This is a genomic window from Mycolicibacter virginiensis (assembly GCF_022374935.2).
GTDB classification, from domain to species: Bacteria; Actinomycetota; Actinomycetes; order Mycobacteriales; family Mycobacteriaceae; genus Mycobacterium; species Mycobacterium virginiense.
Genome location: NZ_CP092430.2, coordinates 2,724,215 through 2,739,036 on the forward strand (window position 1 = coordinate 2,724,215; position 14,822 = coordinate 2,739,036).

Sequence of the window (14,822 nt, forward strand, 5' to 3'; positions counted from 1 at the left end):
GGTACTCGCTACGCTGTGGCCCCATGAGCAAGTGGTTTCTGCGCGGGCTGGTGTTCGCTGCACTGATGGTCGTGATCCGCCTCATCCAGGGGGTGCTGATCAACGCCTTCGAGGCGCAGGCCGGTCTGATCAGCCTGGCGTTGATGATCTTGTTCGCGATTGCGGTGTTCATCTGGGGCCGTTCCGATGGCCGCGAGGACGCCAAGGCCAACGCCGACCCGGACCGGCGCGCTGACCTCGCGATGACCTGGCTGGGCGCCGGCCTGGTCGCCGGGCTGCTCAGCGGGTTCGTCTCGTGGCTCATCGGTCAGGTCGACAAGGCGCTCTACATCAGCACCTTCTTCAACGAGCTGACCAGCTTCGCCGCCTTCACCGCGTTGCTGGTGTTCGTGGTGGCGGTGGCCGCGGTGGCACTCGGGCGCCGCGCCATCGACAAGGAGTACGAGAAGCATCCGGAACGCCGCCCAGTCCCGGCCGCCGCGGATGAGAGCCAGCCGCCGACCGACGTGTTCGCCACCGTGGGCGCTCCCGCGCTGACCGCCGAAGAGACCGGCGCCGTGCAGACCGAAGCCGCCGCGCCGGCTACCGACGCGACACTGGCCGCCCCCGCCGGCCTTTCTGGCGGCTTCACCACCGAGGAGTTCCCGGCCGACACCGACGCCACCACCGAGTTCCCCGTGATCGAGGACAATGGCGGCGCCGAGGCTCAGTCCGAGAGCGCAGCGCCCGAAGACTCAGCGTCCGACGACTCGACCAAATAGCGCAGCGCCAGCAGGTAACCGCGTACCCCGAAGCCAACGATCACGCCGTTGGCAATCGGACTCAGGTAGGAGTGTCGCCGAAACTCTTCGCGCGCATGCACATTGGAGATGTGCAGCTCGATGAGTGGGGCGGGCAGCTCGGCACAGGCATCCCGCAGCGCCACCGAGGTGTGGGTCAGGCCACCGGCGTTGAGGATCACCGGTTCGGCGGCGTCGGCAGCGCAGTGAATCCACTCCAGGAGCTCGGCTTCGCTGTCGCTTTGGCGCACCACGACCTCGACCCCGAGGACGGCGGCTTCCCGTTCGATCAGGGTTTGCAGGTCCGCATAACTGGTGCTGCCGTAGACATCCGGCTCACGCCGGCCCAGCCGCTGCAGGTTGGGGCCGTTGATGACGTTGATCCGGTTCATCGCCGCTCCAATCGGAATCGCCGACCCACCTCGTCGTAGGCGGCCGCCAGCAGCATCGGGTCGGGCCCTTCCAGCCGGCCCGGCTTCGCCAGACCGTCGAGCACCACGAACCGCAGCACGCCGGCCCGATTCTTCTTGTCCCCCATCATGTATTCCAGCAACGCGGGCAGCGCGTCCTCGTAGTAGCTGACGGGCAGCCCGAGCGACAGCAGGATCGAGCGATGCCGGTCCGCGGTCGCGTCGTCGAGACGTCCGGTGATGCGGGCCAGCTCGGCGGCGAACACCAGGCCCACCGACACCGCGTCTCCGTGGCGCCACTGGTAGTGCTCCAGCGCTTCGATGGCGTGCGCCAAAGTGTGTCCGTAGTTGAGGATTTCGCGCAGATCCGACTCTTTTTCATCGGCGGCGACCACCTCTGCCTTGACGGTGATGGCACGCCTGATCAGCTCGCCGAGCACCTCCCCGTTCGGATCCATCGCGGCAGACGGATCGGCCTCGATCAGATCCAGGATCACCGGATCTGCGATGAAGCCGGCCTTGACGATCTCCGGCATGCCCGCGACGATCTCGCGCTGCGGCAAGGTTTCCAGGGTGGCCAGGTCGACGACGACGGCGGCGGGTTGGTGGAACGCGCCGACCAGGTTCTTGCCGGCGTCGGTGTTGATGCCCGTCTTGCCGCCGACCGCGGCGTCCACCATGGCCAGCAGCGTGGTGGGCACGTGCACGATCGAGATGCCGCGCAACCAGGTCGCGGCGGCGAATCCCGCGACGTCGGTCGCGGCGCCGCCGCCGAGGCTGACCAGGGCATCGCGGCGGTCCAGGCCGATGCGGCCCAGCACGTCCCAGATGAAGCCGAGCACCTGCAGCGACTTACCGTCCTCGGCGTCCGGGATCTCGATGCGGTGCGCCTCGATGCCCTTGTCGGACAGGTAGGTTCGGATGCCCTCGGCGGTCGCTTCCATGGTCGGCTGGTGCAGGATCGCGACCTTGTTGCGCCCGGCGAGCAACCCGGCGAGATCACCGAGCAGGCCTTTACCGATCACCACCGGGTACGGCGGGTCGGTGGCCACCGTCACGGTGATCGGCTCGGGAATCTCGGTCACTTGCGTCCTCCGGTCTGTCGTGCGGCCAGCGTGGCGGGGGTGGGCGGGGTAACCGGCGGGGCGGCAGGGGCTGTTGCCGCCGGTTGGGGGTGCGTCCGGCCGGCGGGTGTGCCAGCCTCCAGCCGAGACACGATATAGCGCACCACCGCACCCGGGTTACGCCGGTTGGTGTTGACCCGGATGGTCGCGAGCCGTCGGTACAGCGGCACCCGCTGCGACATCAGCTCACGAAACTTCTCGGCCCGACCGGGCCCGGCGAGCAGCGGCCGCACCGTGCTGCCACTGGTGCGACGCACGCCTTCGGCGGCGCTGATCTCCAGGAACACCACCGTGTGGCCGGCCAGCGCCTCGCGTACCCCGGGGGTGGTGACGGCTCCCCCGCCGAGCGACAGCACACCGGCATGCTCGGCCAGCGCCTCCCGAATCACGTCTTCTTCGATGCGACGGAATTCCGGTTCGCCATCGGTGGCGAAGATATCGGCGATGGTGCGACCGGTGCGGGCCTCGATGGCGGCATCGGTGTCGAGCATCTCAACGTCGAGGGCCTTGGCCAAGCGCCGTCCTATCGTGGACTTGCCCGCCCCGGGCAACCCCACCAGAACCGCTCTGGGCGCCATGAACTACCCCGAGGCCCGTTCCTGGTCGCCGGCCGGCACGCGGTCGGCCACCGAACGCCGGTAGGCCTCGATGTTGCGCCGGGTCTCGGTCAGCGAGTCGCCGCCGAACTTGTCCAGCGCGGCGCGGGCCAGCACCAACGCCACCATGGCTTCGGCCACCACACCGGCGGCCGGCACCGCGCACACATCGGAGCGTTGATGGATCGCGACGGCTTCCTCGCCGGTGGCCATGTCGACGGTGGCCAGGGCGCGCGGCACCGTGGAGATCGGCTTCATCGCCGCACGCACCCGCAACGGCAGACCGTTGGTCATACCCCCCTCGAGCCCGCCGGCCCGGTTGGTGGAGCGCACCACACCGTCGGGCCCGGGGTACATCTCGTCGTGGGCCGCGCTGCCACGCCGACGGGCGGTGGTGAAACCGTCGCCGATCTCGACGCCCTTGATCGCTTGGATGCCCATGATCGCGGCAGCCAGTTGACTGTCGAGCCGGTCGTCACCGCTGATGAAGGAGCCCAGACCGATCGGCAGGCCCGACACGACCACCTCGACCACACCGCCGAGGGTGTCGCCGTCGGCCTTGGCCGCCTCGATCTCGGCGATCATGGATTCCTGGGCGCCCGCGTCGAAGGCACGCACCGGGCTGGCATCGATGGCGGCCAGGTCGGCCGGTTGCGGCACCGGTCCGTCGTACGGGTCGGAAGCGCCGATCGAGATCACGTGGGAGATCACCTGAACGCCCAGCGCCTGGTCCAGGAAGGCCCGCGCGATGGTGCCCGCGGTGACGCGGGCGGCCGTCTCGCGTGCGCTGGCACGTTCGAGTACCGGACGAGCGTCGTCGAAACCGTATTTGAGCATGCCGGCGAAGTCGGCGTGGCCGGGCCGTGGCCGCGTCAGCGGCGCATTGCGGGCGCCGCCCTCGCTGTCCAGCACTGCCGGATCGACGGGATCGGTCGACATCACCGTCTCCCATTTGGGCCATTCGGTGTTGCCGATCTCGACAGCGATCGGGCCGCCCAGGGTGATCCCGTGCCGCACTCCCGACAGCACGGTGACCGCGTCGGCCTCGAACTTCATCCGGGCCCCGCGGCCATAGCCCAGACGCCGGCGAGCGAGCTGATCGGCGATGTCAGCCGAGGTGACGGCCACTCCGGCGACCATGCCCTCGACCATGGCCACCAACGCGCGACCGTGCGATTCCCCGGCAGTTATCCAACGCAACACGTGTCCCATCTTCCCATGCCGGTCAGGCCCGCCGGGGCTTGGAGGAGTTTACGGTTGCACACACCGGCTGCTCAGTGCAGCGACAACCGTGATTCGATCTCGGCTCGAGACCCGTCAGCCGGGTTCAGGAACCGTTTTTGAGGATCAGGTAGGTGACGGCGTCGCGGCCGTTGCTCGGCGAGGTCACCGCGTTGAGCTGACTACCGGCATTGCCGACCACCCCGTCAAGGATCTGGTCGAAGTCCTCCGCGGAGGTCTCCGGGTCGATCAGAACTAACGGCGATTCACCCGGCGGGACAGCCGAACTCGGGTCCAGCAGGTAGCCGCCGAAGGAATCCGCGTTGGCGGCCGAGGTCTGCGCAAACAGGTCCAGCCACTGCACGGTGGCGTCGTTTCCTTCTGCGCTGGACAGCTGAATCGCCGGAACCTGCACGTCAGGCAAGGATGGTGATGCCATGTTGCCGGCAAGGACAATGCCGCCACCAGCGGCAACCGCAGCAGCTGCCACGCCCCCAACTACAGCTCGCTTCACGGTCACCCCCTCTGGCTACGCACCGGTCAGCAGCAGTTCAATACGGTCGATGCTACCTAATAATGGGCTGAGCGGCAAACGATTCCTGACAAGGTCACACTCGACGTTAATTTACGTTCCCTGAGCATTACACCGCTGAACGGCCGCCGGCGCGCACCTGTTCACCACGCGCCCAAGCCCGCCGCCAGCGCGCTGGCCAGGCACATCGAGGGTCCGTGCGGCACCGTGCGGCCGCGGCCCGCCGTCGCCACGAACAACCCCCACAGTCCGGTCAGCAGCGGTGCGGCCAGCGCGGCCAGCAGCCACACGTCGGCGCCGAAAGAGCCGGTCAGCGCCCCGAGCGCCACGGCCAGCTTGACGTCGCCGGCGCCCAGTCCGGCCGGGGCGATCAGGTGAACGGCCAGATAGACCCCGGTCAAAGCCGCCGCACCGGCCAGCGCCGCCGGTCCTCGGCCAACGGCGGCAGCCACCGCCGGAACCAGCACCGCCGCGGGCAGCGTCAGCCAGTTCGGCAGTCGGCGCTGCCGGATGTCGTAGCCGCTCAGCAGCGTCAGCCACGCCAGTACAGAACCAGCCGCCGCCACTTCCATGGCGTCATGCTCAGCCGAGGTCAGCGACCGCGCAAGTCATCTGTGCGCGGGGCGCGGGCCGACCGGTGAACAGCTCAACCTGGGTGAACGCTTGATGCAGCAGCATCTGCAGGCCGCTGATCACGGTGCCGCCGGCCACGCTCACCGCTGTCGCCAGTGGAGTGGGCCACGGGTTGTAGATGGCGTCCAGCAGGACGGGCACACCGGACAGGACCGGCGCATACCGGGCGGCGACGTCGGCCGGCAATGTGCTGACCAGTACCGACGCTTCGGCGGCCGCCGCGGCCAGGTCGGGGTCATCGAGTGCGCAGAAGCGCGCCGGCACACCGACTTCGGTGGCCAACGCCACCACCCGCGCGGCGTTGTCGGCGTTGCGTGCGGCCACCGTGATGTGGCTGGCGCCCAGTTCGGTCAGCGCCACAACCGCGGCTGGCGCGGTGCCGCCGGAGCCCAGCACGATCGCTGACCCCGACACCGAACCGAGCGCCCCGCTCACCCCGTCGACATCGGTGTTGTCGGCCAACCATCCGGTTGCGGTGCGTACCAGCGTGTTCGCCGAGCCGATGCGTTCGGCGCGCTGGGTGCGTTCGTCGGCGAACGCCAAGGCGGCGAACTTGCCCGGCATGGTGACCGAGACGCCGACCCATTCCGGTCCGAAACCGGCGACCAGCGCCGGCAACTCTTCGGCGCCGCACTCGATGCGCTCATAGGTCCAGTCCGGCAGACCGAGCGCCCGGTAGGCCGCCAGGTGCAGTTGCGGTGAGCGTGAGTGGGCGATCGGCGAACCGAGCACCGCGGCCCGGCGCGGTCCGGGGTCAGCGGGAACTGTCGAGGACACCGTTGTCCAGCGCCATCTCGATGTTGTTCAGGTGCTGCTGGTAGTTGTGCGTGAACAGAGTGGTGCCGTCCTTGTCGATCGTCACGAAGTACAGCCAGTCGCCCGGCTCCGGATGCTCGGCGGCATGCAGGGCGTCCGTTCCCGGTGAGCAGATCGGGGTGGCCGGCAGACCGTCGGAGGCGTAGGTGTTCCACGGCGTCACCTTGGCCCGGTCGGCGTCGGTGGTGGCCACCTCCTGGCGGTCCAGCGGATAGTTGACCGTCGAGTCGAACTCCAGCCGCTGCGGCTCCCCCAGCCGATTGTCGATGACCCGGGCCACCTTGGCGAAGTCGTGCGGCAGCGCTTCGCGTTGCACCAGCGAAGCCACCACCAGCATCTCGTAGGGCGTCATGCCCAGCTGCACGGCGGTGCCGGGCAGGCCGGACTTGCCCAGTTCCGCGCTGCTCTGGCTGATCAATTTCGACAGCACGGTAGGCGCCGACGCGGTCGGGTCGACGTTCCAGGTGCCCGCCGTGATCAGCCCTTCGATGCGTCGGTGGTCGCGCCCCAACTTGCTGACCGGCCCCAAGGCCCACTCGGGGACCGACAGTGCCTGCGGCGTCTCGATCTCCGCGGCGCGACGCAGATCTTGGGCTTTAAGACAGGTGCGGTCACCGTTGAGGTCAAGGCAGCTGGCCTCGGCGATGAGGGTGAACAATCCCGGCGTCACCCGATCGGTCTTCATGTCCGTGGTGTCATCGAGTTGACGACCCTCCGGAATCACCAGCTTGCCCACCCGATTCTCCGGGTCGGTGAGCTGCTGCACCGCGGTGGCCGCCGGGATCTCGGCGCGCAACCGGTAGAAGCCGGGCTGGATCGCCGCGATGGCGGAGTTGCCCTGAGCGGCGTTGAGGAACGTTCCGACGTTGGCGATCACCCCCGCCTCCAACATGGTTTCGGCGATCGCGGTGGTGAAGTCACCCTCATGCACCTCGATCAGCACCTGCTGGCCGCCGTCACCGGTGAAGTCGACGACGGGACCGCTGGCGTGCCAGTACTTGGAGCCCAGGAAGACCCCGGCGATCGCGACCAGGACGATCAGCGCCACGCCAAGGCCCCGGGCGATCCGGCGGTGCCGGTTGAGCTGGCGTCGCCGCCGGTTCTCCCGGGCCCGCTGGGTCCGGCTCATCCGGCGCCTCGGCGGGCCTACCGCTTCCGGTTTGGCCTTGCCGTAAGCCGTCCCACGTTGTTCGTCAGACATCGTTGTCCTCCGTCGGGGCCGGCGCGCTCAGGGCCCGGCGCTGGTCGAGCCAGCTCTGCAGGATCGTCACCGCAGCGGCCTGGTCGATCACCGAACGCTGACGTTTGGCGCGCATCCCGGCCGCGTGCAGCGTCCGCGCCGCGCTGACGGTGCTCAGGCGCTCGTCGACCAGCCGCACCGGCGCGAGCCGACGTCGTTGAGACAGCACCCGGGCCAGATCGTCAGCCACTGCGACGGCATCCTCGACGGCTGAGCCGGCCCGGTCGGCCAGGGTGCGCGGCAATCCCACCACTACTTCGACGACGTCGTATTCGTCGGCAAGATCAGCCAGTCGGCGCAGGTGCGAGCCGGAGGCGTGTCGTCGCACCGTCTCCACCGGGGTCGCCAACAGTCCGTCGGGGTCGCTACACGACACCCCGATCCGCACACTGCCCACATCCACCCCGAGCCGTCGTCCGCGGCCGGGATCGTCCGGCCCGCCGGGCCGGTCCGGGGTGCGATGGTGGGGTGAGGTCACGCCGGCGCGCTCCGGGCGACCGCCGCGCGGACCGCCGCGAGCGCGGCCTCGATCCCGGCGGAGTCCTTACCGGAGCCCTGCGCCAGATCGGCCTTGCCACCGCCGCGGCCGGACACCGCCGCCGCCAGGTCCTTGACCAGATCATCGGCGCGCAACCCGAGCTCTTGCGCGGCGGCATTGGCAGCCACCACATAAGGCACGCTGCCTTGCGAATCCGAGCCATCGGCGATCAGCGCCACCACCGCGGGCGCCTCGCCCAGCTTGCCGCGGATGTCGCCGACCAGCGAACGCAGGTCGCCGCCGCCGATACCGCCCGACATCCGCTGCGCCACCAGGCGCACGTTACCGATCTGTTCGGCGCCGGCGGCGGCATTCGCAGCAGCCGCCCGGGCACCGGCCAGCCGGGCGCGGTCCAACTCCTTCTCGGCGGCCTTGAGGCGCTCGACCAGGTTGGCCACCCGAGCCGGCACTTCCTCCGAGGGCACCTTCAGCGACGAGGCCAGCCCGGCCATCAACGCGCGCTCCTTGGCCAGGTGCCGGAACGAGTCCAACCCGACGTAGGCCTCGACGCGCCGCACCCCCGAGCCGACCGACGACTCGCCCAGGATGGTGACCGGACCGATCTGCGCCGAGTTGTGCACGTGGGTGCCGCCGCACAGTTCCAGTGAGAACGGCCCGCCGATCTCGACGACGCGCACCTTCTCGGGGTACTTCTCGCCGAACATCGCCATGGCGCCCATGGCCTTGGCCTTCTCGAGTTCTTCGGTGAAGGTGTGCACCTCGAAGTCGGCCTGGACCGCCTCGTTGGTGACCTCCTCCACCTGGCGGCGTTGCTCATCGCTGAGCGCGCCCTGCCAGTTGAAGTCGAACCGTAGATACCCGGGCCGGTTCAGCGAGCCGGCCTGAACCGCGTTGGGCCCCAGCACCTGCCGCAGCGCGGCGTGCACCATATGGGTGCCCGAGTGGCCCTGGGTAGCGCCCTTGCGCCAGCCCTGGTCCACCGCTGCGGTAACGGTGTCGCCCTCGACGAATTCGCCGGACTCGACATTGACCCGGTGCACGAACAGCGTCTGAGCGATCTTCTGCACGTCGGTGACCGTGGCTTGGGCGGTGCCGGCACTGATGGTGCCGACGTCGGCGATCTGTCCACCGGCCTCGGCATACAACGGGGTGCGGTCCAACACCAGCTCGACGCGATCCGCGACCACGCCCTTCTGGTCCTCGTGCGACACCACCGGCACCCGCTTGCCGTCGACGAAGATGCCCAGGATGCGGCCCTCGGTGGTGAGCTCGTTGAATCCGGTGAACTCGGTGGGTCCGGCGTCGATCAGCTCCCGGTAGGCGCTCAGGTCGGCGTGGGCGTGCTTGCGCGCGGCGGCGTCGGCCTTGGCGCGCTGTCGCTGCTCGGCCATCAGCGTGCGGAACCCGGCCTCGTCGACCTGCAGGCCGGCCTCCGAGGCCATCTCCAGGGTGAGCTCGATCGGGAAACCGTAGGTGTCGTGCAGGGCGAAGGCGTCGCTGCCGGAGAGCACGGTGGCCCCGGCGGACCGGGTGGCTGCCGCCGCGTCCTCGAACAGCTTCGAGCCCGAGGTCAGGGTCCGGTTGAACGCGGTCTCCTCGGCGACCGCGATCCGGTTGATCCGGTCGAAGTCGGTGACCAGTTCTGGGTACGACGGGCCCATCGCATCGCGCACGGTTGCCATCAGCTCGCCGACGATCGGGCCCTCGATGCCCAGCAGCTTGGCCGAGCGGATCACCCGGCGCAGCAGCCGGCGCAGCACGTAGCCGCGGCCGTCGTTGCCGGGACTCACGCCATCACCGATCAGGATGGCCGCGGTGCGGGAGTGGTCGGCGATGATCCGGTAGCGCACGTCGTCGGCGTCATTGCCGGTGTTGTAGCCCCGCGGCGCGCGGGTGGCGACCAGGTCGATGACCGGGCGAACCAGGTCGGTCTCGTAGACGTTGTGCACGCCCTGAAGCAGGAAGGCGACCCGCTCGATGCCCATGCCGGTGTCGATGTTCTGGCGCGGCAGCGGCCCGAGGATCTCGAAGTCCTCCTTGGAGGTGCCCTCGCCGCGCTCGTTCTGCATGAAAACGAGGTTCCAGATCTCGATGTAGCGGTCCTCGTTGGCGATCGGGCCGCCATCGACACCGAACTCCGGGCCGCGGTCGTAGTAGATCTCCGACGACGGGCCGCAGGGTCCCGGGATGCCCATCGACCAGTAGTTGTCGGCCATGCCGCGGCGCTGGATCCGCTCGAGCGGCAATCCCGCGATCTCCTGCCACAACGCGATGGCCTCGTCGTCGTCGAGATAGACGGTGGCCCACAGCCGTTCGGGGTCCAGTCCGTAACCGCCGTCGGCGACGCTGCCCGTCAGCAGCGTCCAGGCCAGTTCGATCGCCCCGCGCTTGAAGTAGTCGCCGAACGAGAAGTTGCCGGCCATCTGGAAGAAGGTGTTGTGCCGGGTGGTGATGCCCACCTCGTCGATATCCGGGGTACGGATGCACTTCTGGATGCTGGTGGCGGTGGCGTACGGCGGGGTGCGCTGGCCCAGGAAGAACGGCACGAACTGCACCATCCCGGCGTTGATGAACAACAGGTTGGGGTCATCCAGGATCACCGAAGCGCTGGGCACCTCGGTGTGGCCCGCTTTCACGAAGTGATCGAGGAAGCGTTTCCTGATCTCGTGTGTCTGCACTATCTATCGCTTCCCGCCGTCTCGTCCATTTAGACGGCACTACAGTACCGGGCTGCCGATCGCATTCTCAGCAGGCAAGGATCCTCAGGTGGTGGCGGCGACGACAAAACTCAATCGCACACTTCGACGAGGGTTGTCGCGGTTCAGGTCGACCAGGACGACGGACTGCCAGATTCCCAGCAGCGGCTCACCGCCGACCACCGGAACGGTGATCGACGGCGCGACGATCGCCGGCAGCACATGATCGGCCCCGTGCCCCGGCGACCCATGCGCGTGCCGGTAGCGGTCGTCACGCGGCAAGAGCCGCTCCAGCGCGTCGACCAGGTCGGAATCGGACCCGGCACCGGTCTCGATGATCGCCACCCCGGCCGTCGCGTGCGGTACGAAGACATTGCACAGCCCGTCACCGTGACCCGCGCAGAACGACCGCACCTGATCGGTGAGGTCGACGGTGCGACGCCGGGAGGTGTCGACGCCGAGCACTTCGGTCTTCATATCTGCAAGCCTACGGACGTTCCGGCGGGCTCGGTCTGTGGGCGCAGCCTCACTGTTTTGGGCCCAGCGGTGTGGGTTTGCCACTGGTCGGCGCGCATCGCGAGGCAGGCCGAATTTCCTATTGTCACAACCCGTTCAGCGGAGGAGGGTGGTACGTGGGCCGGTGGCGCCACCGGGGCGCTGCCCCGTTACAAAGGAGCCAATCGTGTACGCACGCTCCACCACTGTGATCGCGCAATCCTCACCGCTTGACGACGGAATTGCGCATATTCGGGACGAGACCATGCCAGCACTCCAGCAGATCGATGGGTGTGTGGGTGTGTCGCTGTTGGTCGACCGACAGACTGGCCGCTGCATCGCTACCAGTTCATGGGAGACCGAGGAGGCGATGCACGCCAGCGCAGAGCATGTCCGGCCGATTCGGGACCGGGCGGCGATGACATTCGGCGGATCGCCCACCATCGAAGAATGGGACATCGCGGTGCTGCACCGCGACCACCACACCCACGCCGGGTCGTGCGTACGGGCCACCTGGGTCAAGGTGCCACCGGAGCGGATGGACGAAGGCATCGAGTACTACAAGTCATCGGTGCTACCGCAGATCGAGGGCCTCGACGGGTTCAGCAGCGCGAGCCTGATGGTGGACCGTGCATCGGGCCGCGCTGTCTCGTGTGCCACGTTCGACAGCCGGGAGGCCATGGAGCGAAACCGCGACCAGGCGACCGAGCTCAAGACCCAATCGATGCGGGAAGCCGGCGCTGAGGAACTCGACGAGTGCGAGTTCGAGCTGGCGGTGGCTCATCTGCGAGTGCCCGAACTGGTGTAGCGGGCTGACCCCGTTACCTTCACACCGAGGCCGGCGTTGCACCTTGAGTTCGCGGCGGATTACCCCTCGTCGATCAGTGCCACCCGCGCCAGGGTGTTCCGCGCCACCTTGACGTGCGCGGCGTCAACCAGCACGCCGTCGACCCCGACCGCGCCCAGCCCCTTCGCCTCACCCTCGCGGTAGGCGAGCAACATGCCCCTCGACGCCGGGCGCTCGCTGGCCGATTGGCTGGGCCAGACCGGCTCGGCCGGCTGACGAAAACACGCCTGGTGCGCTAGCGGCGCCGGATGATGGCCCTGAGTCGCGCCAGTCGCCCGCCGATCTCGCGTTCCGCTCCCCGACCGGTGGGCTGATAGTAGTCCACACCGACCAGATCATCGGGTGGATATTGTTGCGGCACAACGCCGTCGGGATGATCGTGGGCGTACCGGTAACCGACCGCATTGCCCAGGGACTGCGCCCCCGCATAGTGCCCGTCGCGCAGGTGCGCCGGAACCGCCCCGGCCTTGCCGGCCCGGATGTCAGCCATGGCGGCGCCCAGCGCGGTGGTCACAGCGTTGGACTTCGGCGCTGTTGCCAGGTGCACGGTGGCGTGCGCCAGGGTCAGTTGCGCCTCGGGCATACCGATCAGCGCGACCGTCTGCGCCGCGGCCACCGCGGTTTGCAGCGCGGTCGGATCGCCCATCCCGATGTCTTCGCTGGCCAGAATCATCAGCCGACGGGCGATGAACCGCGGGTCCTCCCCCGCGACCAGCATCCGGGCCAGGTAGTGCAGCGCGGCGTCGACGTCGGAGCCGCGCACCGACTTGATGAACGCACTGATCACGTCGTAGTGCTGGTCGCCGTCGCGGTCGTAGCGCACCGCGGCCTGATCCAGGGATCCCTCGACGATCTCCACGGTGATCTGTTCGCCCGCCGCCACCCCTTCCGACGCTACTTCCAGTGCGGTCAAAGCCCGGCGGGCATCGCCGGCGGCCAGCCGAACCAGCAGGTCGACGGCGTCGGGCGCCACCTCGATGCGTCCGCCCAGGCCGCGCTCGTCGTCGATAGCGCGCCGCACCACCGTGGCGATGTCCTCGGGCCCCAGCGGCCGCAGCTGCAGGATCAGCGACCGGCTCAGCAGCGGGGCGACCACCGAGAACGACGGGTTCTCCGTGGTGGCGGCCACCAGCAGCACCACGCGGTTCTCCACCGCGGCCAGCAACGCGTCCTGCTGGGTTTTGGAGAAGCGGTGTACCTCATCGATGAACAGCACGGTCTGTTCGCCGTATGCGGCCGCGCGTCGCGCGGTGTCGATCACGGCGCGCACTTCTTTGACCCCGGCACTCAGGGCTGACAGCGCCTCGAATCGTCGTCCGGTGGCACCGGAGATCAGCGAGGCCAGCGTGGTCTTTCCGGTACCGGGCGGACCGTAGAGGATGACCGAGGCCGCTCCGGAGCCGTCGACCAGCCGACGCAGCGGGGAGCCCTGGCCCAGCAGGTGATCCTGGCCGACCACCTCGTCGAGGGACGCCGGACGCATCCGCACCGCCAACGGCGTGGAGGTGCCGGCGCCCGCCCCATGCGGCTCGGGCGCCGGGGCGCCGGTGAGGTCGAACAGTCCGTCGGACACGCCTTCAGGCATACCACGCACGCCCGCTGATCGCTGTCAGCCGCCCCGCCGGTTCAGCGGTGCATGATCACCCCGCGGATGTTCTTGCCGTCACGCAGATCCTGGTAGCCCTCGTTGACCTGCTCCAGGGTGTAGCGGCGGGTCACCAGCTCATCGAGCTTGAGCTGGCCGGCATCGTAGAGGCGCAGCAGTCGCACGATGTCGTACTGCGGGTTGGCGCCCCCGAAGAGCGTGCCTTTGATCGTCTTTCCGAACAGTGCCAGCATGGTGCCCGACACCTGCACATCGAGGTCCTCCAAGCGTGCCATCGCCGCGATGACGACGGTGCCGCCCTTGCCGACGGTGTTGATCGCGGCGGTCGTGACGGCCTCACCGAGATCGCCGACGGTGATCAACGCCTGGTCGGCCATCTGCCCCCAGGTCAGCTCGGCGACCTTCTCCATCGCCTCCTCGGCGGTGGCGAACGCATGCGTGGCACCCAGCTTCAAGGCAGTCTCGCGTTTGAACTCCACCGGGTCGACCGCCACCACGTACTTGGCGCCCGCGTGCGCGGCGCCCTGCACCGCGTTGATGCCGACCCCGCCGATGCCGTAGACCACCACGGTGTCCCCGGCGCGCACCCCACCGTCGTAGTTGGCCGTCGCCCAGCCCGTGGGCACGCCGCAGCCGGCCAGCACCGCGGTCTCCAGCGGCAGCCAATCGTCGACCTTGACCACCGAGTGCTGCGAGACCGTCGCCCGCTCCGCGAAGGTGCCGAGCATGCAGAACCCGCCGTAATCGGTTCCACCCGAGTGGAATCGGAAGGTGCCGTCGGGCATACAGCCCTCCAGGATGGTGGCGCCCATGTCGCACAGGTTCTGCCGTCCGGTCGAGCAGTACCGGCAGGCCCCGCAACTGGGGATGAAACAGCACACCACGTGATCGCCGGGCTTGACCTTGGTGACCCCAGGTCCGACGTCCTCGATGATCCCGGAGCCCTCGTGCCCGCCGACGATCGGGAACCGGTTCGGCCAGTCACCGTCGGCAACATGCAGGTCCGAGTGACACAGCCCAGCCGCGGTGAACTTGATCAGCACCTCGCCCGGGCCGGGCCCGTCGAGGTCCAACTCCATGATCTCGAAGGGCTGGTTGGGCGCATGCGCCACGGCGGCAATTGTTTTCATGCCTGCCATCCAACCGGCTCAGGCGACCGCGGTGGCCCGATTCAGCCGGATTGCCGGTCCAGGCTCGCTAACCGCCGGATGGTTGCGCCGGTCCAGCTTCGCCTCTCCTACGTCGAGGCTCGCTAACCGCCGGATGGTTGCGCCGGTCCAGCTTCGCCTCTCCTACGTCGAGGCTCGCTAACCGCCGGATGGTTGCGC

15 protein-coding genes and 1 pseudogene are annotated in these 14,822 nt (G+C 68.7%); 2 read left to right on the top strand and 14 right to left on the bottom strand.

Annotated elements, in window-relative coordinates:
* Positions 1 to 23 precede the first annotated feature (23 nt).
* Positions 24 to 761, top strand: a complete 738-nt coding sequence (locus MJO54_RS13020) for a B-4DMT family transporter (RefSeq protein ID WP_064889545.1) — start codon at positions 24 to 26, stop codon at positions 759 to 761.
* Here MJO54_RS13020 and aroQ read toward each other — a convergent pair.
* From aroQ to MJO54_RS13075, 11 genes are all read right to left on the bottom strand, one after another.
* A complete protein-coding gene (aroQ, locus tag MJO54_RS13025) occupies positions 707 to 1,171 on the bottom strand; it encodes a type II 3-dehydroquinate dehydratase (RefSeq protein ID WP_046284753.1) in 465 nt (154 codons plus the stop codon). The genes MJO54_RS13020 and aroQ overlap by 55 nt on opposite strands.
* Positions 1,168 to 2,265, bottom strand: a complete 1,098-nt coding sequence (gene aroB, locus MJO54_RS13030; protein WP_046284757.1) for a 3-dehydroquinate synthase — start codon at positions 2,263 to 2,265, stop codon at positions 1,168 to 1,170. The genes aroQ and aroB overlap by 4 nt, the downstream gene beginning before the upstream one ends.
* 5 nt (positions 2,266 to 2,270) lie before the next feature.
* Positions 2,271 to 2,891 (bottom strand): shikimate kinase, encoded by a 621-nt coding sequence (locus tag MJO54_RS13035; protein ID WP_064889541.1) that lies wholly within the window; start codon positions 2,889 to 2,891, stop codon positions 2,271 to 2,273.
* 3 nt (positions 2,892 to 2,894) lie between these two features.
* On the bottom strand, positions 2,895 to 4,121 hold the full coding sequence (gene aroC, locus MJO54_RS13040) for a chorismate synthase (protein WP_082108477.1): 1,227 nt from the start codon (positions 4,119 to 4,121) through the stop codon (positions 2,895 to 2,897).
* A gap of 115 nt (positions 4,122 to 4,236) precedes the next feature.
* Positions 4,237 to 4,620, bottom strand: coding sequence for a hypothetical protein (locus MJO54_RS13045; protein WP_046286943.1), 384 nt, complete (start codon positions 4,618 to 4,620; stop codon positions 4,237 to 4,239).
* A gap of 185 nt (positions 4,621 to 4,805) precedes the next feature.
* Complete coding sequence (locus MJO54_RS13050; RefSeq protein ID WP_064889539.1) at positions 4,806 to 5,234, bottom strand: prepilin peptidase; 429 nt, start codon at positions 5,232 to 5,234, stop codon at positions 4,806 to 4,808.
* A gap of 10 nt (positions 5,235 to 5,244) precedes the next feature.
* Positions 5,245 to 6,072 carry a shikimate dehydrogenase gene (locus tag MJO54_RS13055; protein ID WP_105295192.1) on the bottom strand — a complete coding sequence of 276 codons (828 nt, stop codon included), beginning with the start codon at positions 6,070 to 6,072 and terminating at the stop codon, positions 5,245 to 5,247.
* Entirely contained in the window at positions 6,050 to 7,312 is a 1,263-nt protein-coding gene (locus MJO54_RS13060; protein WP_064889535.1) for an endolytic transglycosylase MltG, read from the bottom strand. The genes MJO54_RS13055 and MJO54_RS13060 overlap by 23 nt, the downstream gene beginning before the upstream one ends.
* The gene (gene ruvX / locus MJO54_RS13065) at positions 7,305 to 7,829 is read right to left on the bottom strand and encodes a Holliday junction resolvase RuvX (RefSeq protein WP_046286197.1); all 525 of its coding nucleotides are present in this window, start codon (positions 7,827 to 7,829) and stop codon (positions 7,305 to 7,307) included. The genes MJO54_RS13060 and ruvX overlap by 8 nt, the downstream gene beginning before the upstream one ends.
* Positions 7,826 to 10,528 (bottom strand): alanine--tRNA ligase, encoded by a 2,703-nt coding sequence (gene alaS / locus MJO54_RS13070; protein WP_240175014.1) that lies wholly within the window; start codon positions 10,526 to 10,528, stop codon positions 7,826 to 7,828. Before alaS ends, ruvX begins: the two co-directional genes overlap by 4 nt.
* 84 nt (positions 10,529 to 10,612) lie before the next feature.
* Positions 10,613 to 11,023 (bottom strand): secondary thiamine-phosphate synthase enzyme YjbQ, encoded by a 411-nt coding sequence (locus MJO54_RS13075; protein ID WP_046286195.1) that lies wholly within the window; start codon positions 11,021 to 11,023, stop codon positions 10,613 to 10,615.
* A gap of 205 nt (positions 11,024 to 11,228) precedes the next feature.
* Here MJO54_RS13075 and MJO54_RS13080 point away from each other — a divergent pair, with 205 nt between their 5' ends.
* Positions 11,229 to 11,849, top strand: a complete 621-nt coding sequence (locus MJO54_RS13080; protein WP_046286194.1) for a hypothetical protein — start codon at positions 11,229 to 11,231, stop codon at positions 11,847 to 11,849.
* 59 nt (positions 11,850 to 11,908) lie between these two features.
* On the opposite strand, the pseudogene MJO54_RS13085 reads toward MJO54_RS13080, so the two are convergent.
* The 3 genes and pseudogenes from MJO54_RS13085 to MJO54_RS13095 form a co-directional block, all read right to left on the bottom strand.
* Positions 11,909 to 12,040, bottom strand: a pseudogene (locus tag MJO54_RS13085) (HpcH/HpaI aldolase/citrate lyase family protein); the annotation flags it as partial.
* Between the two features lie 83 nt (positions 12,041 to 12,123).
* Complete coding sequence (locus MJO54_RS13090; protein WP_174549793.1) at positions 12,124 to 13,473, bottom strand: replication-associated recombination protein A; 1,350 nt, start codon at positions 13,471 to 13,473, stop codon at positions 12,124 to 12,126.
* A 41-nt stretch (positions 13,474 to 13,514) separates the two neighbouring features.
* A complete protein-coding gene (locus tag MJO54_RS13095) occupies positions 13,515 to 14,624 on the bottom strand; it encodes an NDMA-dependent alcohol dehydrogenase (protein ID WP_046286193.1) in 1,110 nt (369 codons plus the stop codon).
* Positions 14,625 to 14,822: the final 198 nt, after the last annotated feature.